Below are 24,338 nucleotides of genomic sequence, written 5' to 3'. Positions count from 1 at the left end.
CCGCCTCGATGCCGCCGGGGTGCGGTGGGAGGTGACGCCCGGAGTGCCGGCGTATGCGGCGGCAGCGGCGGTGCTCGGCCGTGAGCTCACGGGGCCGCTGGTGACGCAGTCGGTGGTGTTGACCCGTACGCAAGCCGCCTCCACCGCGATGCCGCAACGCGAAGCGCTCGCCGCGTTCGCCGCGACGCAAGCCACGCTGGTGTTGCACCTGGCGATCACCCGCATCCGGGCACTGATGGCCGAACTGGCGCCCGGGTACGGCGGGGACTGCCCGGTCGCGGTGGTCTCTCGCGCGTCGCAGCCGCAGGAGCTGGTGCTGCGCGGGACGATCACCGACATCGCCGATGCGGTCGAGGCGGCGGGCCTGCGGTCGGCGGCGGTCATCCTGGTCGGCCGGGCGCTAGCCGATCTGCCCGATCCGTGCGCCGGCCAGAGCCATCTCTATGACCCGGCACGGGACCGTTCAGGACCGGGTTAACGCCCACTGGGTGACCGCCCGGGCCGGCGTCCAGCCGGTGAAGGATCCCAGCGGTGCGGCGTGCTCGACCTGGATGCGGGTCAGCTCGCCGCCGTGTTCGCGGTAGGCCGCCGCCAGCAGCGCCTCGGTCTCCAGCGTGACGCCGTGGGCCACCAGCCGGCCGCCCGGCGCCAGGGCTGCCAGGCAGGCCGCCAGCACCCCGGCCCGGCTCAGGCCACCGCCGATGAACACCGCATCCGGGGCGGGCAGGTCCGCCAACACCTGCGGGGCCGCGCCGTGGACCACCTGCAACGCGGGCACACCGAGGTTGCAGGCGTTGTCCGAAATGCGTTGCGCCCTGGTGCCGTTCGCCTCGACAGCGACGGCTCGGCAGGTCGGATGAGCGCGCATCCACTCGATGCCCACCGAACCGGCGCCCGCACCGACATCCCACAGCAGCTGCCCGGGGGCCGGAGACAGTCGAGCCAGCGCGGCGGCCCGCAGGTCACGTTTGGTGAGCTGCCCGTCGTGGTCGTAGGCGTCATCGGGCAGACCGGCCGCCTAACCGGACGCCGGCGGCCCGGCCAGTTCCAGGGCGACGATATTGAGCCGCGGGGCCGCTCCGGCGAAGGTGGCCACGGTGGTCTCCACTCTCGTTTCGGCCGCTCCGCCGAGATCGCCGAGCACCACCATCCGGCTCGCTCCGTAGCCGCGCTCGGTCAGCAGAGCGGCCAGCTGCCCCGGAGTGGTCTCGTCGGACGACAGCACCAGCACCCGCCGGCCCGGTGCCAACTCCCGCAGCACCGCGTGCACGTCGGCAGACCTGATCACCGCGGCGGACTCCGCGGGCCAGCCCAACCGGGCCCGGGCCAGCATGACCGACGAGACCGCCGGGATCACCGTGACCCGCTCGGCTCCGAACAGCTCGATCAGCGTGCTGCCCACACCCGACAGCAGCGGATCACCCGAGGCCAGCGCCACCACCCGCTGCCCGGCCAGCCCGTCGAGCAGCGCGGGCAACCCGGCACGCAGCGGTGAGGGCCAGCTGTGGCGCTGTTGGCTTTCGAGCGCGGGCAGCAGGTCCAGGTGGCGCGGCCCGCCGATCACGATGTCGGCCGCCAGCACGGTCTCCCGCGCCGGCTCCCCCAGCCCGGCCCAGCCGTCGGCGCCGATACCGACGACGACAATGCGTTCGGCGTGGGGCACCGCTATGTCAGGCGCTCGGTGAGGAATTCCACCACCCGCTTGCGGGCCTCGTAGGCGGGGTGGCCGTCGACCTCCCGGACCTGGTCGGTGAGCACCGAGTGCGCCGTCCGGGACAGACCGTGCGGGTTGCCCGGCGAGGAATCGATCTCGATCACCTCGAAAGCGTCCCCGAGCCGCGCTTTGAGCGTCGCGAAGCGGTCACCGGGGGCCATCTTGTCCTCGCTGAACCGCAGGCCGAGAGCGCACAGGCCGTCGTTGGCGGCCCGCTCAGCGACCACGCCCAACTCGACCTCCGAGAGCCCCGGGTCACGGCGCTGCTTCAGCGTCAGCGCTATCGGCACCGACGGTTGGCTGAGCACCGGGGCGAGCACCGCGTCGTCGACGGCCGCAGCCAGCGCGAAACCGCCGGTGAAGCACTGACCGATCACCCCGACGCCCTTGCCGGGCGTCTTCTCGTTGAGGTCGCGGGCCAGCGCCCGCAGGAACTGGGTGACCGGCCGTGGCTTATCGGTGGCGAACGCGGCGAACTCCCGGGTCACGCAGGCCCGGGCGGCCGTGGTCAGCGCGTAGCCGGGCGTGATCGCCTTACCCGGCTCACCGAACAGCGAAGGAATCGCCACGGTGAACCCGTTGTCCACCAGATGATTTCCCAACGCCAGCACCCCGGGGTGCACCCCCGGGATCTCCGGGATCAACACCACGCCGGGGCCCTGGCCCTTGCGGTACACGTCGTGGGTGAATCCGCCGCCGGTGAACGGCTCGGCGACCCATCCGGTCAGGTCTGCTTCGGGTGCGGTCATCGGTCCTTTAGTCCTTTCGCCGAGAGCGGCGTCCTACGCCATGAGTGTTAGGGTATCGGCGCGAAGCGCCAGGGAAGTCGGTGTGACTCCGACGCAGGCCCGCTACGGTGTTCCGCGGGGCATTTCGGTGCGCCACGGTCAGTCCGAATACCGGCTTCGCGTCGCCGACACAGCGTTGGCCACACGAGCGGAGCCTCAATGCAACAGCTGTACCCCTTTCCCGCTGTCCTCGGCGGCGACCCGGATGCCCCGGGCGGCCTCGACGACATGGCGCTGGCGCTTGTCCTGAGCGCGATCTCCCCCGGTATCGGCGGGGTGCTGATTCGCGGCGAGAAGGGCACCGCCAAGTCGACGCTGGTCCGTGCGCTCGCCCAGGTCTTGCCGCCCATCGACGTGGTGGCCGGCGACCGGTTCTCTTCCGATCCCGCTGAGCCCAACCCGCTCTCCCCCGACGGCTCGTTCCCCAGCGACGCCGCTGTCGAGACCCGCCCAGTGCGGCTGGTGGAGCTGCCGGTCGGCGCCACCGAGGACCGGGTGGTGGGCTCCATCCACCTGGAGCGCGCGCTCAGTACCGGCGCCGTCGACTTCGAGCCGGGGCTGTTGGCGCGCGCCAATCGCGGCATCCTCTACGTCGACGAGGTCAACCTGCTGGCCGATCACCTGGTGGATCTACTGCTGGACGCCGCGGCGATGGGGCGGCTGACCGTGGAGCGCGACTCGGTGTCGGTCACCCACGCCGCGCGTTTCGTGATCATCGGGACGATGAATCCCGAGGAGGGCGAACTGCGCCCCCAACTGCTCGACCGGTTCGGCTTGACCGTCGAGGTGTCTGCCCCGCGTGATCCGGTGCTGCGCGCCGAGGCGGTACGGCGGCGGCTGGCGTTCGACGCCGACCCGGCCGGTTTCGGCGCGACATACGCCGCGGCGCAAGACCGGCTGCGGGCCCGGATCCGTCAAGCCCAGGAACTGCTGCCGCAGGTGGCGCTGACCGACGCTGCGCTGGTCAAGATCGGTGAGATCTGCCCGAGGGCCTGCTGGAGGCCGCCGAGGTGATCCGCCGGGAGCGACTGCGCGAGCCCGCGTGCCGTCCGCTGCTGGTGGTGTTGACCGATGGCCGGGCCACCGCCGGCGCCGACCCGGTCGAGCGGTCCCTGCTTGCCGCCGACCAACTTGCCTCTCAGGGATATTCGGCGGTCGTGGTGGATTGCGAGAACGGCCGGATGCGACTCGGGTTGGCCCGGACGCTGGCCGAGCACTTGCGGGCCGAATACGTCCCGCTGCCGCAGGTCAGTGCCGAGGCACTGACCGACGTCGTCCGCGATGCCACCGGAAGAGGAGCCGCCTGATGCCGCAGGGACAACCGTTGACGGTGCCCGACGACAACCTGACCACCCGCCAACGTCGCAACCGGCCGCTGCTGATGGTGCACACCGGCGACGGCAAGGGAAAGTCCACGGCCGCATTTGGATTGGCACTGCGAGCCTGGAATCAGGGCTTCAACATCGGGGTCTTCCAGTTCGTGAAATCCGCGAAATGGCGGGTCGGCGAACAGACCGTGCTCGAGCGCCTGGGCGCACTGCACATCGAGACCGGTGAGGGCGGCCCGGTGCAGTGGCACAAGATGGGCTCGGGCTGGTCGTGGAGCCGCAAGGCCGGCGGCGTCGAGGATCACGCCGGAGATGCCGCCGAGGGCTGGGCCCAGATCAAGGAACGCCTGGCGGCGCAGACCCACGACCTGTACATCCTCGACGAGTTCACCTACCCGATGGGTTGGGGCTGGGTGGACGTCGACGACGTCGTCGCGACCTTGGCCAACCGTCCGGGCCACCAGCACGTCGTCATCACCGGCCGGCGCGCCGATCCGCGGCTGATCGAGATCGCCGACCTGGTCACCGAGATGACCAACATTAAACACCCGATGGACGCCGGCCAGAAAGGCCAGCGCGGCATCGAATGGTAAGGCTCCCAAGGGTTGTCATTGCCGCGCCGGCATCCGGACACGGCAAGACCACGGTCGCAGTCGGGGTGATGGCGGCGCTGTCCGCGCGCGGCCTACAGGTCAGCGGACACAAAGTCGGCCCGGACTACATCGACCCCAGTTACCACGCACTGGCCACCGGGCGGCCGGCCCGCAACCTGGATCCGTATCTGGTCGGCGCCGACCGGATCGTGCCCTTGCTGCTGCACGGCGCCGCGGGCGCGGATGTCGCCGTGATCGAAGGCGTGATGGGACTTTTCGACGGGCGCCTGGGCACCGACGGGGAGGCCTCCACTGCCCACGTCGCGGCGTTGACGGCAACGCCGGTGGTGCTGGTCGTCGACGTCTCGCACGCCTCCCGAACGCATGCGGCGGTCGTGACGGGCCTGGCCGGTTTCGATCCGGCGGTGCGCATCGCCGGGGTGGTGCTCAACAAGGCCGGCAGCGCACGGCACGCCGATGAAGTCATTGCCGCGTTGCGCCCCAGCGGCATTCCCGTGCTCGGGGTGTTGCCCCGCGATGCGGACGTGCAGACACCGTCGCGGCATCTCGGCCTGGTGCCGGCGGCCGAGCGCGACGAGTCGGCCGCCATGACGGCGCGACTCGCCGGGCTGCTGGAACAGCATGTGGACTTGGACGCGGTGCTGGCGTTGGCGCGTCACGCTCCGGAATTGACCGGGGGCGCTTGGGATTCGGCTACCGAGGTCAGCGCCGCTTCTGCGCGCCGGCCGGTGGTGGCCGTCGCCGCGGGACGGGCATTCACGTTCGGATACACCGAGACGTTCGAGCTGCTGCGCGCCGCCGGCTGCGAGGTGGTCAGCTTCGACCCGCTGACCGACACGTGTCTGCCGGCCGGCGCCGCCGGGATCTACTTGGGCGGCGGGTTCCCGGAGGTCTACGCAGAACACTTGGGGGCCAACACCGCACTGTTGGGTGCGCTGCGGGCGGCGATCGAGGCAGGAGTGCCGACCGTCGCCGAGTGCGGCGGGCTGGCGTACCTGTGCCGCCGGGTGGGGGAGGACGCCGGGGTCGGGGCGCTGCCGGGCGGCGGTGACGCCGCGCCTGACGCTGGGCTATCGGGAGGCCACGGCGGCGGCCGACAATCTGCTGACTCGGGCGGGACAGCGGGTCACCGGGCACGAATTCCACCGCACCCAGGTCGTTTTCGACCACCCCGTCGATGCGGCCTGGGAGCTTCCCCACGGTCCGGACGGCTTTGCCTCGACCAGTCTGCATGCGTCCTACCTGCACACCCATTGGGCCGGACATCCCGCACTGGCACAACGGTTCGCCGACGCGGTGCACGGTTTCAGCGGCCCGGACCTGCACCATCACGGTGATGTCGAGGCTGGGCCGGGGCTGCTCGACTTCGCGGTCAACGTCTACGCCGGGCCACGCCCGGACTGGCTCGAGCGCGCCCTGCATGCCTCCCTCGATGACGCCGTGGCGTACCCCGAGGCATCGGCGGCCCGCGCCGCGTTGGCCGCCCGGCACGGTCTCACCGCCGCGGAGGTGCTGCCCACTGCGGGCGCGTCGGAGGCCTTCGACCTGGTGGCTCGAATGCGCCCGTGGCGATCCCCGGTGGTGGTGCATCCGCAGTACACCGGGCCGCATGCCGCGCTGACCGCCGCCGGACACACCGTCGGTACGGTGCTGTGCCGGGCCGATGACGGGTTCGCGCTGCACCCCGACGCTGTACCCGAAGACGCCGACCTCGTCGTCGTCGGCAACCCGACCAATCCCACCGGGGTATTGCATGCGGCGGACGTGTTGCGTGGGCTGCTGCGTCCCGGCCGGGTGGTGCTGGTCGACGAGGCGTTTCTCGATGCGATCCCCGGTGAGCCGGAAACCCTGTCCGGGCAGCGGCATCCGGGGCTGTTGGTGAGCCGCAGCCTGACCAAGCACTGGTCCATACCCGGAGTGCGCGCCGGATACCTGCTCGGCGATCCCGCGCTGCTCGCCGACGCGGCACGACTGCAGATCCCCTGGTCGGTGTCCGCCTCGGCGCTGGCCGCCATGCTGTCCTGTTCGGATGAGCGGGCGGTGCGCGAAAGTGACTGCCGAGCTCAGCAATTGGCGTCCTGGCGAGCGTATTTGGACGACGGCCTGGCCGCACGTGGGGTGCGGCTCGTGGCCGGTGTGGCGCCGTTCGTGCTGGCCCAGGTCGGCCACGGGGTGCATACAGCGTTGCGCGAGAACGGTATTGCCGTGCGACGTGCCGATACCTTTCCGGGCCTGGATGACAGCTGGGTGCGGATCGCGGTGCGGCCCCCGGACGTGACCGATCAGCTGCTGGCCGTGCTGGACCGGACGCGGCGGTGATTGCGGCCCGGGCGTTCGGGCTGGCGTTGGGCTACGCGGCCGACCGCGCCTGGGGTGATCCGCGGCGACTGCATCCGGTTGCCGGATTCGGGACGTGCGCGCAGGCGTTGGAGCGGCGGATCTACCGCGACACCCGGGCAAGCGGGGTCGCGCACGTTCTGATACTGGTCGGTGGCGCCGTCGGGCTGGCCTACGCCGGTGAACAGGCAACCCGGAATCCGTTGGCACGCACGGCACTGACCGCCGCCGTCACCTGGGCGGTGCTCGGCGGTCGGTCCCTGGAACGCGAAGCGGACACCGTGCACGCCTTCCTAGCTGCCGGCGACCTGGACTCCGCCCGGTCCCGGGTGCGCAACCTGGTCGGGCGTGACACGACCGCGCTAGGACCCGACGAGGTCGCGCGTGCCGTGGTCGAATCCGTGGCGGAGAACACCTCCGATGCCGTGGTGGCGTCGTTCGTGTGGGGTGCGGTGGCCGGTGTTCCCGGTCTGGTCGCGCACCGCGCCGCCAACACGCTGGACGCCATGATCGGGCACCGCAACGCCCGCTACGACCGATTCGGCTGGGCGGCAGCCCGATTGGATGACCTGCTGGGATTGCCGGCCGCCCGGTTGAGCGGGGCCCTGGCCGCCGCCCTGGGCCCCGATCCGGCCGGCGCGCTGCGGGCGTGGCACCGCGACGCCCGCCACCATCCCAGTCCCAATGCCGGGGTGGTCGAGGCCGCCTTCGCCGGGGCGCTGGGGCTGCAGCTCGGCGGGGTCAACACTTACTACGGAAATCGGCGTGAAGATCGCGCGCGGATGGGCTACGGTCGGGCGCCTGCGCCGTCCGACATTCCGCGGACGACGCGGCTGGCACAACGGGTGGGGGTCGGTGCGATGCTCACTGCGGTGGTGGGGTGCTTCGGGGCCGGAGAGGTTCGCGGCTTTGTCGATGACGTTTGAGGCTTGATCCACAGTCGCGATTTCACTCACAGGCGCGGGCCTGACAAGGACTTTCGTGGCCGCCCGGAAGTCCCGCTGGAATTAACGTCTGCTCTGGGTAACGTTGATCGTCGGCAGTCTGGCGACCATCGGCGTCATCGTCACCTGGCAGCAGAAGAATCGGGCGGACCGGCGCAGCGAATGGTGGCGGCGCACCGCGTGGGCTTTTGAGAGAACGTTCGACGAGAGCAACAGCAAGGCCGGTCTCGGCTGGTCTCTCCTGGCCACGCTGATGCGGTCTAGACTGGTAACCGTCGATGACGGAGACATCGTTCAGGTGATCGCGGAATACGCGGCTTTGGCCGATACAGGCAAGGAGGGCAGCCATGGCAGCCGAAGAGAAGCCTGAGTCCTCGGGGCGTCGGGACTACATGAGCGACCTCGATGTCCGCAAGGCAGCAGCCCGCGCCGCTGTGGCGGCCAGCAAAGTTACCGGCCGGCCAGTCGACCCCAGGGTCAAGGAACTCGCCGAGTCCTGATCGCGGGTCAGCCGTGGGCGATCAGTTCGGCGACATGGCTTTCCTCGTTCGTCCGGACCTGGCCGGGAGTCACAGATTTCACCTGCCACCGTGTGACCAAACCGTCGAGGCCAAGCAGTTCCCCCGCGCCAAGCGCTTCGCCAATAAGGCGTCGGACGCGAGGCTCGTCGGCGGCTTCGGACGCGAACAGCACCCGCAGCGTGACGTTGTCGCCGACGACGTGGTTGGCGACGTGATGTGGCGCAAGTGAGCACGGCGGCTGGTGATCCCAGCTACCACAGAGCGCTTTGGTGATGGCGCCTCCGGGCGCGTTTGGACTGCCGCCGGGTTCTAGCACCACGACCGCATCGTGGGCGTAGGCATGGCGAACCATGGGTCGCGATGCTACGGGATTGATCCCCAGTTGGGTGGCGGCACGCGAGCAGAACCGCACTGCTCTTGCTGCCACCGATGCCGCCCGATCTGGCGGGCAAATTCTTTCGCCGTGTCTTCGGTCAACTCGCCGGCGAAGTGACGGCAAGAGCAGCATGTAAGACCGCAGCCCAACGTAGCGTTACCGAGGGTGAGTTCAGCCGTCGGGGATGAGTGGGCGCGGAGGTCGTCGATGGACTCATTTGACGTTGCCGTAGTCGGTGCCCGGTGTGCAGGTTCAGCGCTCGCCATCTACTTGGCGCGGGCGGGCATGCGGGTGTGCCTGCTCGACAAGGCCACGTTTCCGAGCGAGACGCCGTCAACCCATGTGATCCAACCCCGCGGCGTGGCGATCCTCGCCGATCTCGGCGCGCTGGAGTCGGTACTTGGCGCACGATGCCACCCAACTGGACTCCTTCAGTTTGGTGATCGACGACGTGCGTCTCGACGGCGCCCTCGGCCATGCGTTTTCCCATCTTGGCCTGAATGCGCGCCGCACGATCCTCGACCACGCACTACTGAAGGTGGCGGGGAACGTCGGGGTTGACGTGCGGACCGGATGCCGGGTTGCCGGGACCCGCACATCGGGATCACGCGTGAACGGCATCGACACCGTCGAGGGACCCATTGATGCTGCTTTGGTCGTGGGTGCCGACGGCCGGGGCTCGGTGGTGGCGAAGTCCGTTGGCGCTCGTAAGTATCTGGTAGTGCCGGGCGGGCGTATGCCGGTGTGGGGGTATTTCGCGACGGGCCCACAGGAGCCGCGCCTGCGTATCGGACGCCGGGGCAATTTGTCTTTCCTGGCTAGTCCGACGGACTCTGGCCTCTATATGGCCGCTGTCGGTGTCGATCATCGCGAGATCGATGCCTTCAACCGTGACCGAGAAGCCAACTACCGCAATGCACTTCGTCAGTGGCCTGAACTCGAAAGCATCGTCCGTGACACTGACCGTGACGGTCCTCTTCGAGTCATGGCTAACTGGCACAGTTACTTTCGAGAGTCCGCCGGGCCGGGCTGGGCACTCGTCGGTGATGCCGGGCATTTCAAGGACTTCTCTCCGGGGCAGGGAATCTCCGACGCGCTCTGCCAAGCCGAGTCGCTGTCGATGGCCATCAGCGCCTCAGCTGGGTCTGCGTCAGCACAAGATGTCGCACTGAAACAGTGGTGGCAACAGCGGGACCGCGATTCTTATGACATGTACTGGTTTGCGATGCAGATGGCACCGCCAGGGGCGGCTTCACCGCCGGTCGCCGAAGTCATCAGGCGAATAGCGGCTGACCCGAAAGGTGCGGAGACGCTACTGAAAGTGATGAACCGCGATCTGCCGTCCACCAAACTGTTCACCCCGCCACGACTAGCGGCTGCGGCATACACGACACTGCGCAACCACCCGGACCAACGACGGACAACCCTGGCCGAAATCGGCGCACAATTTGGCACAGAGTTCGACAAGCTCCGCACCCGCCTTGGTTCACGGGCAGCGTTGGCGACCGACTAAAAGCCTCTCCGCCGCATCTCCTCAGTCGATACTCACGAAATGCTCGATCACCGGCGGTGATTCGTAGAAACCGTGCAACAGCGCGCGCCACTGTTCGAATTCCGGCGACTTCCGGAACCCCTCGGTGTGCGCCTCAATGTTCTCCCACTGCACCAGCAGCAGGTAAAGGTTCGGCGACTCGACCGACCGGGACATCGAAATCCCGAGGAATCCGGGCTGGGCGGAGATCAGCGGCCGTGCCTTGGCGAATGCTGCTTCGAAATCGGCTTCGCTACCCGGCCGGATGGGCAGTACTCCATGTTCCACAATCACGGCTGCCAGTCTGCCCGACGACGTGTGGCCAGGATTACCGCCTAAAGACTCTTGTCTGTTACCGAATGACACAGATAGGTTACCTGCGACTGACAGACACAGATATCTCCGGAGGTGATGGGATGAGCGCGCTCGCCGCGGCAGTCGTCTTTGCCTGGTTGGGCATGGTGCTGGCGATTTCGTTCCTGGAAGCGCCACTGAAGTTCCGAGCGCCGGGCATCACCGTCCCGCTGGGGCTGGGAATCGGCCGGCTGGTGTTCCGGGCCCTGAACGCGGTGGAGGTCGTGCTGGCGGCGGTGGTGGTGTTGGCGGTGGCCATCAGCCGCCCAGGACCGATTTCGCTGGCCGGGGTCTGCATTGCGGTGGCGGTGCTGACCTTGCAGATACTGGTGGTCCGGCCCCGGCTGCGCCGCCGCTCGGACGCGGTGCTGGCCGCGCAGACCGCCCCGACCGGCGGGATCATCGCGCGCTCCCGCGCCCACTACGCCTACACCGGACTGGAGGTGGTGAAGGTCGCCGGACTGCTGACCGCGGGTGCCGCTCTGCAGCTCGCCTCAGTCGCCGGTTAGCACCCAGGCCAACACGCGCACGACGTCGTTCACCGTGGTCACGCCCGCCGGGCGGCGCACGATCACCACCGGCAGGCCGAGTTCCTCGGCGGCCAGCATCTTCGGCCAGGCATACCTCGCCAACTTGATGTTGATGTCGTGGTGCTACCCATCCCCTGCCCGTCGTCGAACTAGTCAGCTGTATTTACTACAATCGTTTAGCGGTGCGGAGTGACAGAGGGCGAGCGAACGGAGCCGAGACAGCATGGACGACGACCAGCGGGCGGACCTAGGCGTGTCGTTGTTCATCCCATACCGGTACATGGAGGACCGGACATTCCGGGCCCTCCAGAATGCCGGGTTCGACGACTGGACCCTCGCCCAGTGCCGGGTATTCCAGCGCATCGCCCCGGAAGGCTCGCGCCTCACGGACCTGGCCGATCAGGCGCAGATGAGCAAACAGAGCGCCGGCGTGCTGGTTGATCAGTTGGAACGCCTGGGCTACGTACGTCGGGCCCCCGATCCCACCGACGGCCGCGCACGGTTGATTCTCATCGACGGACGTGGCCTGCAGGCGGTCGAGGTGGCCCGCGCGACGATCGACGACATCCTCTCGGAGTGGAAGGCCTACCTGGGCACCCGCAACTTCACGTTGTTGCACCAAATCCTGGACCAACTCCGCGAGATCACCGACCCCTACGCGCGATAGACACAGCAGGTTCAACTTCGTCTCGGCATCGGCCGTCTTGACATTAGTCAGTTTTATTGACTATTATCGACTGTGATCCTCACGAATCGGTCGCGATGGACAAGCACGTAGCGGAAGCGAAATGTCATGAAATTTCTCGTCCTTGGAGCAACCGGCCGCACCGGCGTCCTCTTCGTCAAGAAGGCACTCGACCAGGGGCACCAGGTCACTGCCCTCGTTCGCAGGGACGACGCCATCGTCGACTCGCGCGCTCAGATTGTCAGCGGCGACGTCACCGACCCCGCCGTGATCGCGGCTGCAACCCAAGGCCACGACGCGATCATCAGCACGCTCGGAGTGAAAAGTGCTCGCCAAACGCCAACCCTGATCACCGATACCGTCCGTGCCGTCATCGCATCGTCGAAAACGTCGGGCGTCGACCGTTTCATCGTCGTGTCCGCGTTCGGAGTCGGCGACTCTCTGGCCAAAGCCTCGTTCCTCGTCCGCCCGATCTTCCGAACCGTGCTTCGGAAGACCTACGCGGACAAAGCGGCGTCGGAAGTGCTCTTGAGGGCTAGCGATCTGAAGTGGACCCTCGAATACCCCGGAGCGTTGAACGACAAGGACATCACCCGCTACACGGCGGTCACCCTCGACGACGCCACGAAATTGCCGATCTTTCCCTCGACCTCGCGCACAAACGTAGCTCAGTTCCTCCTCCACTCCGCCGTGCAAGGCACGTTCGTCCGTCAGACCGTGATCGTCATCGACACCAAATAGGTCGCCGAACCCTACGCCGGCGGTGGCTACTGGCGTCCCATCACTTCCCGCCCGGCCCATGCCTGCACTCGCCCGACTACGTGTAGACCACGGTCACATCGCGCAGCACGTATGGGACATGACATCGCCGGATACGTCGGTTCGCGATCTCTGGCGATGTGCCTGCTGCGAGCACGATGCTGTATTTGTGACCAAGGACCGGGATTTCGCCGAGATGGTCCTGCCGGACGGCGGTTCACCGGCACTAATCGGCACCCATACATCGCGCCTGCAGGGCAACGCTATTCGGGTGGCTACCCGGTCACCATGGCCGCAAGACCCACGCCGCCGCCTCGTCGACGTCATGCACAGTTGCCGCACCGAGCGGCCGGGCCGGGCGGCGCACGATGACCACCGGCAGGCCGAGTTCCTCGGCGGCCAGCATCTTCGGCCAGGTGTATTCGCCCCCGGAGTCTTTCGTGACGACGACGTCGGCCTGGTGCTCGCGCAGCAGCGCGAGTTCGCCGGGCAGCGCGTAGGGGCCCCGGTCCCGGATCACCGACCAGCTGGGCGGCAGGTCGATCGACGGCGGCTCGACCACCCGCGCCAGCACGGTCGCGTCCGCCAGCGCCGGCAGGTGTAGGAACGGCAGCCCCGGCGGTGGCCCGCCGCCCGCCAGCTCCAGCAGGGCGTCGACGTCCAGGTGCTCTTCGATCAGATCCCCGAGCAGGTCGAGGCGGCGTTCCCGGGCGGCGGGAAAGGACACTTGCGACGGCGCCAGCCCGAGGGTTTCGGCCAGGAATGCCGCACGCAACGCGTCGACTTCCAAACACCCGTGCCGCATGGTGCCGAAAACCTGGCCGGCGCGGACACCGCCGGGAAAGGCATCGACAACATCCCCCCGGCTGATCCGGCCGTGGTGGATCTCGTAGCCGCCGTCGGACAGGCGCAGGACCTTGTCGGCGGCAAAACGTGTTTCGACGTCCAGCAGGCCCAGCCCGGCCACCTCGCCGGGCGCTCCCTCGATTCCCTCGGGATCGCGGATCATCCGGCCCAGCATCTGAAAGCCCCCGCAGATCCCTAGTACGGGCTTGCCCGCGGCGGCATGCGCGGCGATCGCGGAATCGATTCCCCGCGAACGCAGCCAGGCCAGATCGCTGATGGTTGCCCGGGTTCCGGGCAGCACGACCAGATCGGCGTCGGACACCCCACGCGGATCGGCGGCGAACACCACATCCAGATCGGGTTCGAGCCCGAGGGCGTCCAGGTCGGTGAAATTACTGATCCGTGGCAACCGGATCACCGCGACCCGCCGCGCCCCGGTGCGCGCTGAGCGCCGACCGTCCAGGTCGAGCGCATCCTCGGAGTCCAGCCACAGCTCCGGGTGCCACGGCAGGGTGCCGAACACTCGCCTACCGGTGACGCGTTCCAGGTCGGCCAGGCCGGGTTCGAGCAACCGCAGCTGCCCGCGGAACTTGTTCACGATGAACCCCGCCACCAGCGCCTGATCCTCGCTCGACAGCAGCGCGACGGTGCCGAAGAACGCCGCGAACACCCCGCCACGGTCGACATCACCGACCACCACCACCGGCAGTCCGGCGTGGCGCGCCAGGCCCATGTTCACGTAATCGCCGGCACGCAAATTGATCTCGGTCGGGCTGCCCGCCCCCTCGGCGACGATCACGTCGTAGCGCGCGGCGAGGTCGTCGTAAGCACTGTGCGCGGCCGCAGCCAGCTCTGCTCGGCCGTGCATCCAGTTCGACGACGACAGGGTCCCCCAGGGCCGGCCCATGAGCACCACGTGACTTTGCTGGTCACTGCCGGGCTTGAGCAGCACCGGATTCATCGCCGGCTCCGGGTCGACGCGCGCGGCGCAGGCCTGAATCCATTGCGCCCGACCGATTTCCGTCGCCACACCGTCGGCATCGACACACACCATGGAGTTGTTCGACATATTCTGCGCCTTGTACGGCGCCACCCGCACGCCGCGGCGAGCCAGCGCCCGGCACACTCCGGTCGCCACCACGGTCTTACCGGCGTCGCTGGTGGTTCCGGCGATCAGAACGCCCGCCATCAGGTACGCCGCACCAGGAAGATGTCCATCACCCAACCCGCGTCGGCTTTCGCAGCACTGCGCGCGGCGACGATCTCGTCAACGACGTCACCAACCCGGCCGCTGACCAGACGCTCCCCTACCGCGCCGAGGTTGGCGCCCCACCAGATGGTCCAATCCGCCAGGCCGGTCAGGTCCGCCAGTTCGCTGTTGAGCATCGCGACGATGTTGTCCTGGCCATCGTCGACCGCCTCGGCCAGTCGCCGGCCGGTGGTGATGTGCACCGGCCGGCCGACCGGGTGCAGCACGATCCGGTGCCGGGCCGCCAGCAGCTGTGGCGCGCTGATACCGGGAAGAACGTCGTAATCCAGTTCCACCCCAAGATCTTTCACCTGCTCGACGATGCGGACGTTCGAGTCGTACAGCGCCGGGTCGCCCCAGACCAGGAAGGCGGCCGTGCCGCCGCGGGCCCGCAGCACCTCGGCGTAGCGCTGCGCCCTGGCCGCATGCCAGTCGGCCACGGCGCGGGCGTAGCCCGGCTCACTCAGCCCCGGGGAGCGGTCGCGGGCGGGGTCGGCGACCGTGACGATCGGTGTCGAGGGGGCGTAGGTGTCGACGACGGCCCGCCGCAATGCCACCAGTGCGTCGTCGGAGGATTTCTCGGGTGCCACGACGTAGTCGGCCGATCGCAGTGCGTCGGCGACCTCGGCGGTGACGTGCGCAGGTCCCATACCGATTCCGAGAATCCAAACTTTCACCGGTCCTCCAGGTCGCCTTCCACGTCCAGGTAAGCCTGCCGCAATGCCGCCATGGTCTCCGGGTCGGGGTGCTCCCACAGGCCACGGTCAGCGGCCTCCTGGAGCCGCTCCACGATGCCCTGCAGCGCCCACGGGTTGGATTTGTCCAGGAACTCGCGGGTCTGGGGGTCCAAGACGTACTCGGCCGCGAGCTTTTCGTACATCCAGTCGTGCACGACGCCGGCGGTGGCGTCGAACCCGAACAGATAGTCGACGGTAGCGGCCAGTTCGAACGCACCCTTGTAGCCGTGCCGGCGCATCGCGGAGATCCAGCGCGGGTTGACCACCCGGGCCCGGAACACCCGGGCGGTCTCTTCGGCCAGCGTGCGGGTGCGGATGGCATCCGGCGAGGTCGAGTCGCCCACATAGGCTTTCGGGTCGGCTCCGGTCAGCGCGCGCACGGTTGCGATCATGCCGCCGTGATAGACGAAGTAATCATCGGAGTCGGCGATGTCATGCTCGCGGGTGTCGATGTTCTTGGCGGCCACCTTGATCCGGCGGTAGTTGGTGCGCATATCGTCCGCAGCCGGCGCACCCCCCAATCCGCGACCGTAGGCGAACCCGCCCCAGGTGGTGTAGACCTCGGCCAGGTCCTTGTCGTCACGCCACGTCCCGGATTCGATCACCTGCAGGATTCCCGCCCCGTAGGAGCCGGGCGCCGACCCGAAGATGCGGGTGGTGGCGCGGCGCAGATCCCCGTGTTCGGCCAGGTCGGCACGGGCGTGCGCGGCCACGAAGTTCGCCTCGTCGGGCTCGTCGAGGGTCGCGACCATCTGCACCGCGTCGTCGAGCATCGACACCACGTGCGGGAAGGCGTCCCGGAAGAATCCCGAGATACGCACGGTCACGTCGATTCTGGGGCGGCCGAGCTCCTCGGGTGAGATGACTGCCAGCCCGGACACCCGCCGGGACGCCTCATCCCACTCGGGACGCACGCCGAGCAGGGCGAGCACTTCGGCGACGTCGTCGCCGGAGGTGCGCATCGCCGAGGTGCCCCACACCGAGAGCCCGACCGATTCCGGGTAGCCGCCGGTGTCGTCGAGGTAGCGCCGCACCAGCGAGTCGGCCATCGCCTGCCCGGTCTGCCACGCCAGCCGGGACGGCACCGCGCGGGGGTCCACGGTGTAGAAGTTGCGACCGGTGGGCAGCACGTTGACCAGCCCGCGCAACGGCGAACCGGACGGCCCTGGCCGCACGAATCCGCCGGCCAGCGCGTGCAACACCGCGTCCAGTTCGGCCGACGTGCCGGCCAATCGCGGAACCACCTCGGTGGCAGCGAATCTCAGCACCCGACAGACTTCGGGGTCGGGATGCAGGGTGTCGGCAAGGCCGGTCTCCCAACCGGTCGCCTCCATGGCTTCGACCAGTTGCCGGGCGCGGCCCTCGATCTCGTCGACGACAGCGGCAGCGGCGTCGTCCTTGAGCCCCAGCGCGGCCCGCAGGCCGGGCACCGCGTGGTCCACCCCGCCCCACACCTGCGGGGCGCGCAGGATCGCCAGCACCAGGTTCACCCGCTCCGGGCCGACTGGGGCGCCGCCGAGCACGTGCAACCCGTCACGGATCTGGGCATCTTTGATCTCACAGAGCCAGCCGTCGACGTGCAGCAGGAAGTCGTCGAACTCTTCATCCTCGGGCCGCTCATCCAGCCCCAGGTCGCGGTGCATCTCCGCGGCCCGCATCAGGTTCCAGATCTCACCGCGGATCGCCGGCAGCTTGGCCGGGTCCATGGACGCGATGTTGCCGTACTCGTCGAGCAGCTGCTCGAGGCGCGCGATGTCGCCGTAGGACTCCGCGCGTGCCATCGGCGGAATCAAGTGGTCGACGATGGTGGCGTGCGCCCGCCGTTTGGCCTGGGCGCCCTCGCCGGGGTCGTTGACCAGGAACGGGTAGATCAGCGGCAGGTCGGCGATCATCGCGTCGGTGGCGCAGGCGGAAGACAACGCCGCGGTTTTGCCGGGCAGCCATTCCATCGACCCGTGCTTGCCCAGGTGGATCACCGCGTGCGCCCCGAAACCATGTGCCAGCCAACGGTAGGCGGCCAGATAGTGGTGGCTCGGCGGAAGCTCCGGGTCGTGGTAGATCGCCACCGGGTTCTCGCCGAATCCGCGGGGCGGCTGGATCATCAGCACGATATTGCCGGATTGTAGTGCGGCCAGCACGATCTCGCCGGCATCGTTGACGAACAACTTGCCCGGCGCCGGACCCCACGCCGTCGTCATGGCGTCGCGCAGGCTGTCGGGCAGCTCGGCGGTCCAGGACAGATACTCATCGGTGGTGACGCGTACCTGCGCTCCGGTCAGTTGCTCTGCGGACAGCCAGTCTTCGTCCTGACCGCCGGCCTCGATCAGGGTGTGGATCAACCGGTCCCCGGCCTCGGTCTCGTCAGCAACGTCCAGCACTCCGAAGCCGTCCCCGACGTCGTAACCCTCGTCGGCCAGCCGCTGCAGCAGCCGCACCGCCGACACCGGGGTGTCCAGACCGACGGCGTTGCCCACCCGGGAGTGCTTGGTGGGATAGGCCGACAGCACCAGCGCCAGCTTCTTCTGAGCATTCGGGATACGCCGCAGCACAGCGTGATTCACCGCGACTCCGGCCACCCGACTGCAACGCTCGGGGTCGGCGGCGTAGTGCGGCAGCCCGTCGTCGTCGATCTCCTTGAAGGAGAACGGGACGGTGATGATCCGTCCGTCGAATTCCGGGATGGCGATCTGGGTGGCCGAGTCCAGCGGGCTGACGCCGTCGTCGTTGGCCTCCCAGTCCGCGCGCGACGACGCCAGGCACAGTCCCTGGAACACCGGGATGTCCAACGCCGCGATCCGTTCGATGTCCCACGCGCCGTCGTCGTCGCCGGCACTGACACCGGCGGTGGCGTTCATCGCCCCGCCGGCTGCCAGCATGCAGACCACCACCGCGTCGAGCTGCCCCAGCGCGGCGAAGAGTTCGTCGGCGGCGTTCCGCAGCGAGGCGGCGAAGATCGGGACCCCGACCGCCCGGCCGGTGGTATCGATCGCGTCGGCCAAGGCGTGCGCGAAGCCGGCATTGCCGCTGACCTCGTGGGCCCGGTAGTACAGCACCCCGATCCGCACCGCGTCGGGAGCCTCGACCGCGTCTCGCTGGCCGTACCCCCACTCCGGGATCACCGCCGGCTCCTCGAAGCCCTCCCCGGTGAGCAGCACCGTGTCGCACAGAAACGCGTGCAGCTGAGCCAGGTTGGCCGGCCCGCCCTCGGCCAGGTAGGCGTGCGCCTGCGCGGCCAGGCCGATCGGCACCGTGGAGCACTCCATCAGCTCGGCGTTGGGCGAGCGCTCCCCGCCGAGCACCACCAGCGGCAGGCCGGTCGCGCGCAGCGCCTTGAGTTCGTCGGCGATCTCCGCCGACGACCCCAGGATGCGCAGCACTACGACATCGGCGCCGCGCACCAGCGGTTCGATGTCGTGGCGTGCCGGGTTACCGAGCCGGTATGCCGCGCCGCTGGCCCGGGCGGACAGCAGGTCGGTGTCGGAAGTGGACAGCAACGCGATACGGCGTGCATCAGCCATCAGGGGCCTCCTCGGGGTTCTCGCCCCTCGTCGTCGGACGTCTCGTGGCCGTATCTGGCTGGGGGCACGCGACCCCTCACAGTGGCGGAACCGCCCCGGATTTGCACCGGGTTCCTGACGCCGCGAGACGGCGGCCAGCCTAACCCAGCAGGGCGTGCAACAATGTCGCCGGTAAGGCGATGACGATTGAGGAAGCCGGTGCAAATCCGGCGCGGTCCCGCCACTGTCATCGGGGAGCGACCCTCATCAGCCACGGCCCGCCACGTGTGGGGTTGGAAGGCGAGGCGAGTAGTGATCCGAGAGCCAGGAGACTCACGTCAACGCGTCCTGCGTACCGGGGCGGTGTACCCCGAGGAAGCTGACTCACGCCCATGCTCCGTGCGCTGCGGGTAATTCCTGCGCTCCTGGTAGCACTGGCCTTGACGCTGACAATGGCGTTGGCCGGCTGCTCTGGCGAATCCGCTTCCCGCACACTGCAAGCGCGTGCCGGCTGCATCACCGACTTCGATCCGGCCGCCGACTACTTTCCGGACAAGTCCACGCTGACCGAGGCCACCAACTTCACCATCACCTACCACGGCAGCTACCAGATCCTGACCGTCAAACGGCCCTACCTCGGCGGCCAGCCGGTGTCGTGGGTGCTGGTGCGCTGCGGTGCGCCCGCACCGGCGCTGACCGGCGAGCTGGCCCACGCCCAGCGGATCACCGTCCCGGTGCACAGCCTCTACTCGGGCTCGACGACGCATCTGGCGATGATCACCGAACTGGGCCAAGCCGGCGTGGTCACCGGAGTGGCGAGCCCGGCCGCCGTCGCCGACCCGCAGATCCGCACGCGCATCGAGACCGGTGAGACCATCGGCTACGCCCCCGGCGGGCAGCTCAATATCGAGCGCGTGATCGGCGCGGGCCCCGACCTGCTGGTCACCGAGGGCATCGACGATCCCGGCTATCCCAAGCTGCGCGAAGCCGGCACGCCGGTGCTGGCCGACGCCGAATGGCTGGAACCCACACCGCTGGGCCGGGCCGAGTGGATCAAGGTGTTCGCCGCGTTGACCGGGACCGAACGTCAAGCCGCGCAGGCCTACCAGGACATCCGCGACCGCTATCACGCCCTGGCTGCTCAAGCCGCAACAGTGAAGCCCGTCGAAGTCTTGGTCGGCACCATGTACTCGGGCAGCTGGTCAATGCCCACCGGTGACAGCTACTCGGGGCGCCTGGTCGCCGACGCCGGAGGCACCTACCCCTGGCTGTCGGACACCGGCGCCGAGAGCCGGCAACTGAACTTCGAGTCGGTGTACGCCCGTGCCGGCACGGCGCCGGTCTGGCTGGTCACCGACAACTGGCAAACCCTGGGCGACGCGGTGGCCCGCGACAGCCGCTACGGCGAGCTGACCGCGCTGCGGACCGGCCATGTGTGGTCGGCGACCCAGGCGATGACACCCGGCGGCGGCAACCTCTATTGGGAACGCGGCACCGCGCGACCGGAACTGCTGCTCGGCGACCTGGTCGCGATCCTGCATCCCGAGCTCGCCGCCGACCACGCGTTCGAGTTCTACCGGCGGGTGCCGCGGTGAAGCCGCGTATCGCCCTGGTGTTGACCGCGCTAGCCGCCGCGGTGGTCCTGCTGGCGGTGCTGGGATTGGCGCTCGGCCCGGTGCGGGTACCGGTGCTCGACACCGTGCAGGTGCTGTTCGGCGCCGAACCTTCCGACCCGCGCTGGCAGGTGATCGTGTGGAACATGCGGTTGCCACGGGTGCTGACGGCGCTGGCCGCCGGGTCCGCCCTCGGGGTCGCCGGCCTGCAGCTGCAAACCCTGTTCCGCAACACCCTCGCCGATCCCTATATTCTGGGCGTGAGCTCCGGGGCCAGCCTCGGCGTCGCGGTGGTGGTGCTGCTCGGGGGCGCGGCCGGCGGTTTCACCACCGCGGTGGCCGGCGCCAGCCGCGCCGCGGAAGTGATCGCGGCGGCCCTGGGGGCAGCGGCCATGCTCACGCTGGTGCTGGTGCTGTCGCGCTGGACCCGGTCGGCGGCGACGCTGCTGCTGATCGGCGTGATGATCGGCGCGGCCAGCACGGCGCTGGTGAGTCTGGCGATGGTGTACTCCGATCCGCAGCGGGTGCAGCAGTACCTGCTGTGGGGCCTGGGCAGCTTCGCCGCAACCGGTTGGGCCGATTTGGGGCTGCTGCTGCCGCTGGTGGCGGTCGGGCTGTTGACCGCGGCGATGACGATTCGGCCGCTCAATGCCCTGCTGCTCGGCGAGAGTTACGCGGCGACGATGGGCATCCACGTGCACCGGGCCCGGGTCGTCACGGTCATCTCGGCGTCGCTGCTGGCGGGTGTGACGACCGCGTTCTGCGGACCGATCGCGTTCCTCGGGCTGGTGGTGCCGCACGTGGCCCGCATCGTGGTCGGCACCTCCGACCACCGGGTGGTGGTCCCGGCGGTGGTCTTGCTGGGCGCGGTCGCCGCATTGGGCTGCGGCATCGTCAGCCAGGTGCCCGGCAGCGACCTGGTCATCCCGATCAATGCGGTCACCGCACTGGTCGGGGCGCCGGTGGTGATCGCCGTACTGTTGCGGGCCCGTCGCGGATCGGGGTTGCCGTCATGACGCCGGCGGTTCAGCGAGGCTCGACGGAGGAGAGGCGAAGCTGGGACCGCCGCATGACGCCGGCAGCTGTCGAACTCGCCGACCTGGCTATCGGCTACCGCGGCCGGCGCCGGCCGGTGACGGTGGCGGCCGGGCTGGCCGCTCAGGCCCGCCGCGGCGAGCTGACCGTGCTGATCGGGCCCAACGGTGCCGGCAAGTCCACCCTGATCCGCACGCTGGCCGGGTTGCAGCCCGCGCTGGGCGGACGTGTTCTGCTGGACGGCGCCGACCTGACCGCGCTGCCCCGCGACGAGCTGGCCCGCCGAGTCGCGGTGGTGCTGACCGAACGTGTCGACCCGGGCTTGCTGTCGGCGCGCGAACTGGTCGGGCTGGGCCGCATCCCGCACCTGGGTCTGGGTGCCCGGCTGCGCCCGGTCGACGAGGAGATCATCGACTGGGCGCTGGCGGCGACCGGCGCCCAGCATCTGGCGTCGCGGCCGGCTACCGAACTGTCCGACGGCGAATGCCAGCGGGTCCTGACCGCGCGGGCGCTGGCCCAGCAGCCGGGCCTGCTGATCCTCGACGAACCGACCGCGTTCCTCGATGTGTCGTCGCGGGCCGCACTATTCGGGCTGCTGCGCGAGCTCGCCCGCGACCAGCAGTTGGCGGTGGTGCTGAGCACCCACGATCTGGAACTGGCGCTGCGGGTGGCCGACCGGGTGTGGCTGATGGATCCGGCGGGCACCCTCACGGACACCGTCGGCGAAGAGCTGATGTTGTCCGGACGCATCGGGGACATGTTCGGCAACGACACCCTGCATTTCGACCCGGCCAGCGGCATGTTCGAGCTCAGTACCCGAACCGACAGCGATCGTGCGGCACGCACCGCCCGGGTCGACGCCGACGAGCCGTTGCGCTCGGCATTGACCCGGGTGCTGTCCCGGGAGGGCTGGAATATCGACGATGCGGGCGAAATCGTGCTCACGGCAACCGATCCCGCTGCCATCACGCTGCGTACCGCAACCGGCAACCAGCGCATTGCACTGCGCGACCTGCCGCACCGGCTGCGTACCCTGCCCGCGACCTCACACCGCTGCGTCTCCCCGGAACGGACGATCGCGACGCTGGCCGAGTTATCCGCTGTCAGTTCCTATTTCGCGGTCTCGACCGGGACCGCCGACGACGCCCACTGGCGCCCGGTGACACGGCTCTACACCGACCCCGACCTGCTCGCGGGCGTGGTTGCCGGCGTGCAGGACCGTATCGGGGCATCGGATCTTCGCGTGGCGGTGTCCACCTTCTACCTCGGGTATGCCGCGCGACTGTGGTCGATCGGGCTGGGCGGGCTCGCCGAACACAAGCTGCTGGTCGATCTGGATCCCGATCAGCTCTGGTACGCCGAATGCAGCGGCAGCGTTCGGCTGCACCTGCCGAATCCGGTGGCCTGGCAGGGATCGTCGGCGGAGAGTCTGGAGCCGATGCTGGCCGACATGGTCATGGCCGAACACCTGCAGCCGTTGGCCGCCGCGGTGCGACGGCTCGGTCCGATCTCGCAGCGCCTGCTGGACGGAAACGCCGCCTCCGCCGCCCTGGGTGCCGCCCGCGCGCTGTGCTGGCATCACGGTGGAAATCTTGCTGCCGAACCGAGCTGGGAACTCGCCCGCAGCTTGTGTGAGAACGAATATCTGAGCGGCACAGTTTGTTTCAGCGATTCCAGCACAGATTGTCAGCGGACCAGCTGTTGCCTGTTCTATCGCACGCCCGGCGGCGGGCTGTGCGGTGACTGCGCACTGACCCACAAACCCGAGGTTCGCCTGAACCCATGAAGGAAGGGATTCCCATGACCGAGAACACCGGAACCGTCGTCGCCGATCCCCCGATCGTCGACACCGAAGACCGCGGTCGCGAACAACGCTGGCCGCTGCCGACCGATCAGCAGAGCCTGCTGGAGCTGCTGCACCTGTGCTTCGACGAGTACTGGGACGAGATCTGGTTCGGCATCATCATGGAGGGCGCGGCCTGGGAGGTGGCCGCCCCCAACGCGCCACGCAAGATCGCCATGCTCGACGGCTACGCCACCATCGATTTCGGCCGCTGGCACTTTCACCTGTGTATCGGCAAGCACCGGGCCAGCGGCTCGGAGCTGGGACGGATTCGCCGTTGCAGCCGGGCCGAGCTGTACCGCCGAATCGGCAAGGACGGCAACCCGCAGTCGTGGGGCGTGCGGCTCTACAACGGGCGCGACGAGCAGATGATGACGGTGATGCTGCCGAACCCGTTCCTCACCAACGACCAGCAGATGCGCGACGAGCCCGAGTGGGGCCAGCTGGAGTTGTGGGACAAGCTGCGCGACAAGTATCTAGGCTTGGGGCCGGACCCGCTGGACCGCGGCGGGAATCGGATCCGCTGCGGCGGGTAGCGGGGCGCCGACCTCAGGGCTACTCCGGTTCGGCCGTCCACGTATTGGGCATCATCGGGCTGACCGCGCCACCGCCGAACCCATCGTCGGCCAGGGCGGTCAGTCCGCTCGGTCGTGCACTGGTCACCCAGTGGGTGCCACCGGCGAAGCCCTGCGATCCCGCGCCCCTACTCGAGGCGACCGCTCCGGCAAGTTCCGGCACCGGATCCGGCGCGGGATCCGGTTCTAGGTCCATGTACTCGTAGCCGCGGCCGAGCATCCCGACCTTGGCCCGGCGCCGGCGCCGCTGCGGGGACTTCTGCTCGGCCGGTTCCTCCGCGGGCGCGGCGGCACTGTCCGGTTTCGGCGCCGCCTTCTTGCGCGAGCTGGTGCCCGAACCCCGACGAGCGCCCATGTCCAGGCCGCCGACCATGTACATGTAGGCCGGCATCGTGACCGACGGTGGTCCCGCCGGAGTCGGCGGCGGCGCGCCGGGCGGCGGGACCACCGTCGGTCACGATG

Annotated in this window: 26 protein-coding genes, 4 pseudogenes and 3 riboswitches; of the genes and pseudogenes, 19 read left to right on the top strand and 11 right to left on the bottom strand. The window is 69.0% G+C overall.

Features of this window, described 5'->3' with window-relative positions:
- The coding region (locus BN4346_RS30840; protein WP_235653577.1) for an SAM-dependent methyltransferase at positions 1-478 on the top strand (478 nt) is incomplete at its 5' end.
- Here the strand turns inward: BN4346_RS30840 and cbiT are convergent.
- The 3 genes from cbiT to BN4346_RS30830 are packed head-to-tail and all read right to left on the bottom strand — an operon-like array spanning position 464 to position 2,463.
- Positions 464-1,009, bottom strand: coding sequence for a precorrin-6Y C5,15-methyltransferase (decarboxylating) subunit CbiT (cbiT, locus tag BN4346_RS49700; protein ID WP_327344884.1), 546 nt, complete (start codon positions 1,007-1,009; stop codon positions 464-466). The genes BN4346_RS30840 and cbiT overlap by 15 nt on opposite strands.
- A gap of 9 nt (positions 1,010-1,018) precedes the next feature.
- The gene (gene cbiE, locus BN4346_RS49695) at positions 1,019-1,663 is read right to left on the bottom strand and encodes a precorrin-6y C5,15-methyltransferase (decarboxylating) subunit CbiE (protein WP_327344127.1); all 645 of its coding nucleotides are present in this window, start codon (positions 1,661-1,663) and stop codon (positions 1,019-1,021) included.
- A gap of 2 nt (positions 1,664-1,665) precedes the next feature.
- A complete protein-coding gene (locus tag BN4346_RS30830; protein ID WP_067970405.1) occupies positions 1,666-2,463 on the bottom strand; it encodes a dienelactone hydrolase family protein in 798 nt (265 codons plus the stop codon).
- 46 nt (positions 2,464-2,509) lie between these two features.
- Positions 2,510-2,636: riboswitch (cobalamin riboswitch) on the top strand.
- A 25-nt stretch (positions 2,637-2,661) separates the two neighbouring features.
- Here BN4346_RS30830 and BN4346_RS30825 point away from each other — a divergent pair.
- From BN4346_RS30825 to BN4346_RS48080, 8 genes and pseudogenes are all read left to right on the top strand, one after another.
- Positions 2,662-3,486, top strand: a pseudogene (locus BN4346_RS30825) (ATP-binding protein); the annotation flags it as partial.
- Positions 3,487-3,512: 26 nt separating this feature from the next.
- Entirely contained in the window at positions 3,513-3,809 is a 297-nt protein-coding gene (locus tag BN4346_RS48875; RefSeq protein ID WP_067970402.1) for a vWA domain-containing protein, read from the top strand.
- A complete protein-coding gene (cobO, locus tag BN4346_RS30820; protein WP_067970399.1) occupies positions 3,809-4,423 on the top strand; it encodes a cob(I)yrinic acid a,c-diamide adenosyltransferase in 615 nt (204 codons plus the stop codon). The genes BN4346_RS48875 and cobO overlap by 1 nt, the downstream gene beginning before the upstream one ends.
- Entirely contained in the window at positions 4,417-5,781 is a 1,365-nt protein-coding gene (locus tag BN4346_RS48870; protein WP_327344126.1) for a cobyrinate a,c-diamide synthase, read from the top strand. The genes cobO and BN4346_RS48870 overlap by 7 nt, the downstream gene beginning before the upstream one ends.
- Positions 5,741-6,763: an Rv2231c family pyridoxal phosphate-dependent protein CobC gene (gene cobC / locus BN4346_RS48865; RefSeq protein ID WP_235653724.1), complete on the top strand. Its 1,023-nt coding sequence runs from the start codon at positions 5,741-5,743 to the stop codon at positions 6,761-6,763. Before BN4346_RS48870 ends, cobC begins: the two co-directional genes overlap by 41 nt.
- The gene (gene cbiB / locus BN4346_RS30810; protein WP_067970395.1) at positions 6,760-7,707 is read left to right on the top strand and encodes an adenosylcobinamide-phosphate synthase CbiB; all 948 of its coding nucleotides are present in this window, start codon (positions 6,760-6,762) and stop codon (positions 7,705-7,707) included. The genes cobC and cbiB overlap by 4 nt, the downstream gene beginning before the upstream one ends.
- A 103-nt stretch (positions 7,708-7,810) precedes the next feature.
- On the top strand, positions 7,811-8,095 hold the full coding sequence (locus tag BN4346_RS30805) for a hypothetical protein (RefSeq protein ID WP_235653575.1): 285 nt from the start codon (positions 7,811-7,813) through the stop codon (positions 8,093-8,095).
- Positions 8,073-8,225 carry a hypothetical protein gene (locus tag BN4346_RS48080; protein WP_167666206.1) on the top strand — a complete coding sequence of 51 codons (153 nt, stop codon included), beginning with the start codon at positions 8,073-8,075 and terminating at the stop codon, positions 8,223-8,225. Before BN4346_RS30805 ends, BN4346_RS48080 begins: the two co-directional genes overlap by 23 nt.
- Before the next feature lie 7 nt (positions 8,226-8,232).
- Here the strand turns inward: BN4346_RS48080 and BN4346_RS30800 are convergent, their stop codons facing one another.
- Entirely contained in the window at positions 8,233-8,598 is a 366-nt protein-coding gene (locus BN4346_RS30800) for a hypothetical protein (RefSeq protein ID WP_067970412.1), read from the bottom strand.
- Between the two features lie 231 nt (positions 8,599-8,829).
- Between BN4346_RS30800 and BN4346_RS49865 the strand changes: the two are divergent.
- Positions 8,830-8,964 (top strand): annotated as a pseudogene (locus BN4346_RS49865) (FAD-dependent oxidoreductase); the annotation flags it as partial.
- A 58-nt stretch (positions 8,965-9,022) separates the two neighbouring features.
- Positions 9,023-10,135 (top strand): NAD(P)/FAD-dependent oxidoreductase, encoded by a 1,113-nt coding sequence (locus tag BN4346_RS30790; protein WP_067970390.1) that lies wholly within the window; start codon positions 9,023-9,025, stop codon positions 10,133-10,135.
- Between the two features lie 21 nt (positions 10,136-10,156).
- Here BN4346_RS30790 and BN4346_RS30785 read toward each other — a convergent pair whose 3' ends face one another.
- Complete coding sequence (locus tag BN4346_RS30785) at positions 10,157-10,447, bottom strand: antibiotic biosynthesis monooxygenase family protein (RefSeq protein WP_067970387.1); 291 nt, start codon at positions 10,445-10,447, stop codon at positions 10,157-10,159.
- Between the two features lie 122 nt (positions 10,448-10,569).
- Between BN4346_RS30785 and BN4346_RS30780 the strand changes: the two genes are divergently transcribed.
- Positions 10,570-11,016 (top strand): hypothetical protein, encoded by a 447-nt coding sequence (locus BN4346_RS30780; RefSeq protein WP_067970385.1) that lies wholly within the window; start codon positions 10,570-10,572, stop codon positions 11,014-11,016.
- Here the strand turns inward: BN4346_RS30780 and BN4346_RS30775 are convergent.
- A complete protein-coding gene (locus BN4346_RS30775) occupies positions 11,002-11,139 on the bottom strand; it encodes a hypothetical protein (protein WP_268811475.1) in 138 nt (45 codons plus the stop codon). The two genes, BN4346_RS30780 and BN4346_RS30775, sit on opposite strands and share 15 nt — an antisense overlap.
- 121 nt (positions 11,140-11,260) lie before the next feature.
- Here BN4346_RS30775 and BN4346_RS30770 point away from each other — a divergent pair, with 121 nt between their 5' ends.
- From BN4346_RS30770 to BN4346_RS49860, 3 genes and pseudogenes are all read left to right on the top strand, one after another.
- Entirely contained in the window at positions 11,261-11,704 is a 444-nt protein-coding gene (locus tag BN4346_RS30770; RefSeq protein ID WP_067970382.1) for a MarR family winged helix-turn-helix transcriptional regulator, read from the top strand.
- 126 nt (positions 11,705-11,830) lie between these two features.
- The gene (locus tag BN4346_RS30765; RefSeq protein ID WP_067970378.1) at positions 11,831-12,463 is read left to right on the top strand and encodes an NAD(P)-dependent oxidoreductase; all 633 of its coding nucleotides are present in this window, start codon (positions 11,831-11,833) and stop codon (positions 12,461-12,463) included.
- 58 nt (positions 12,464-12,521) lie between these two features.
- Positions 12,522-12,737 (top strand): annotated as a pseudogene (locus tag BN4346_RS49860) (DUF5615 family PIN-like protein); the annotation flags it as partial.
- 27 nt (positions 12,738-12,764) lie between these two features.
- On the opposite strand, the gene BN4346_RS48860 reads toward BN4346_RS49860, so the two are convergent.
- From BN4346_RS48860 to cobN, 4 genes and pseudogenes are all read right to left on the bottom strand, one after another.
- Positions 12,765-13,043, bottom strand: coding sequence for a precorrin-6A/cobalt-precorrin-6A reductase (locus BN4346_RS48860; RefSeq protein ID WP_235653723.1), 279 nt, complete (start codon positions 13,041-13,043; stop codon positions 12,765-12,767).
- A gap of 39 nt (positions 13,044-13,082) precedes the next feature.
- Positions 13,083-14,516 (bottom strand): annotated as a pseudogene (locus BN4346_RS30760) (cobyric acid synthase); the annotation flags it as partial.
- The gene (gene cobF, locus BN4346_RS30755; protein WP_067970375.1) at positions 14,516-15,253 is read right to left on the bottom strand and encodes a precorrin-6A synthase (deacetylating); all 738 of its coding nucleotides are present in this window, start codon (positions 15,251-15,253) and stop codon (positions 14,516-14,518) included. The gene cobF and the pseudogene BN4346_RS30760, both read right to left, overlap by 1 nt.
- On the bottom strand, positions 15,250-18,831 hold the full coding sequence (cobN, locus tag BN4346_RS30750) for a cobaltochelatase subunit CobN (RefSeq protein ID WP_067970373.1): 3,582 nt from the start codon (positions 18,829-18,831) through the stop codon (positions 15,250-15,252). Before cobN ends, cobF begins: the two co-directional genes overlap by 4 nt.
- 29 nt (positions 18,832-18,860) lie before the next feature.
- Positions 18,861-18,971: riboswitch (cobalamin riboswitch) on the bottom strand.
- Between the two features lie 6 nt (positions 18,972-18,977).
- Positions 18,978-19,164: riboswitch (cobalamin riboswitch) on the top strand.
- A 38-nt stretch (positions 19,165-19,202) separates the two neighbouring features.
- Between cobN and BN4346_RS30745 the strand changes: the two genes are divergently transcribed.
- The 4 genes from BN4346_RS30745 to BN4346_RS30730 are packed head-to-tail and all read left to right on the top strand — an operon-like array spanning position 19,203 to position 23,837.
- Positions 19,203-20,405 carry an ABC transporter substrate-binding protein gene (locus BN4346_RS30745; protein WP_067970371.1) on the top strand — a complete coding sequence of 401 codons (1,203 nt, stop codon included), beginning with the start codon at positions 19,203-19,205 and terminating at the stop codon, positions 20,403-20,405.
- Positions 20,402-21,439, top strand: a complete 1,038-nt coding sequence (locus tag BN4346_RS30740) for a FecCD family ABC transporter permease (RefSeq protein WP_067970368.1) — start codon at positions 20,402-20,404, stop codon at positions 21,437-21,439. The genes BN4346_RS30745 and BN4346_RS30740 overlap by 4 nt, the downstream gene beginning before the upstream one ends.
- Positions 21,440-21,492: 53 nt before the next feature.
- Complete coding sequence (locus BN4346_RS30735) at positions 21,493-23,244, top strand: ATP-binding cassette domain-containing protein (RefSeq protein WP_067970365.1); 1,752 nt, start codon at positions 21,493-21,495, stop codon at positions 23,242-23,244.
- A 14-nt stretch (positions 23,245-23,258) separates the two neighbouring features.
- Positions 23,259-23,837, top strand: coding sequence for a DUF7676 family protein (locus BN4346_RS30730; RefSeq protein WP_067970409.1), 579 nt, complete (start codon positions 23,259-23,261; stop codon positions 23,835-23,837).
- 19 nt (positions 23,838-23,856) lie between these two features.
- Here the strand turns inward: BN4346_RS30730 and BN4346_RS30725 are convergent, their stop codons facing one another.
- On the bottom strand, positions 23,857-24,267 hold the full coding sequence (locus BN4346_RS30725) for a PPW family C-terminal domain-containing PPE protein (protein WP_067970363.1): 411 nt from the start codon (positions 24,265-24,267) through the stop codon (positions 23,857-23,859).
- Between the last annotated feature and the right edge of the window lie 71 nt (positions 24,268-24,338).

It is taken from the genome of Mycolicibacter icosiumassiliensis, from assembly GCF_900078685.2.
Taxonomy (GTDB): Bacteria; Actinomycetota; Actinomycetes; order Mycobacteriales; family Mycobacteriaceae; genus Mycobacterium; species Mycobacterium icosiumassiliensis.
Note: the sequence above shows the minus strand (reverse complement) of the source record. Positions and strands in the feature narration are given on the sequence as shown.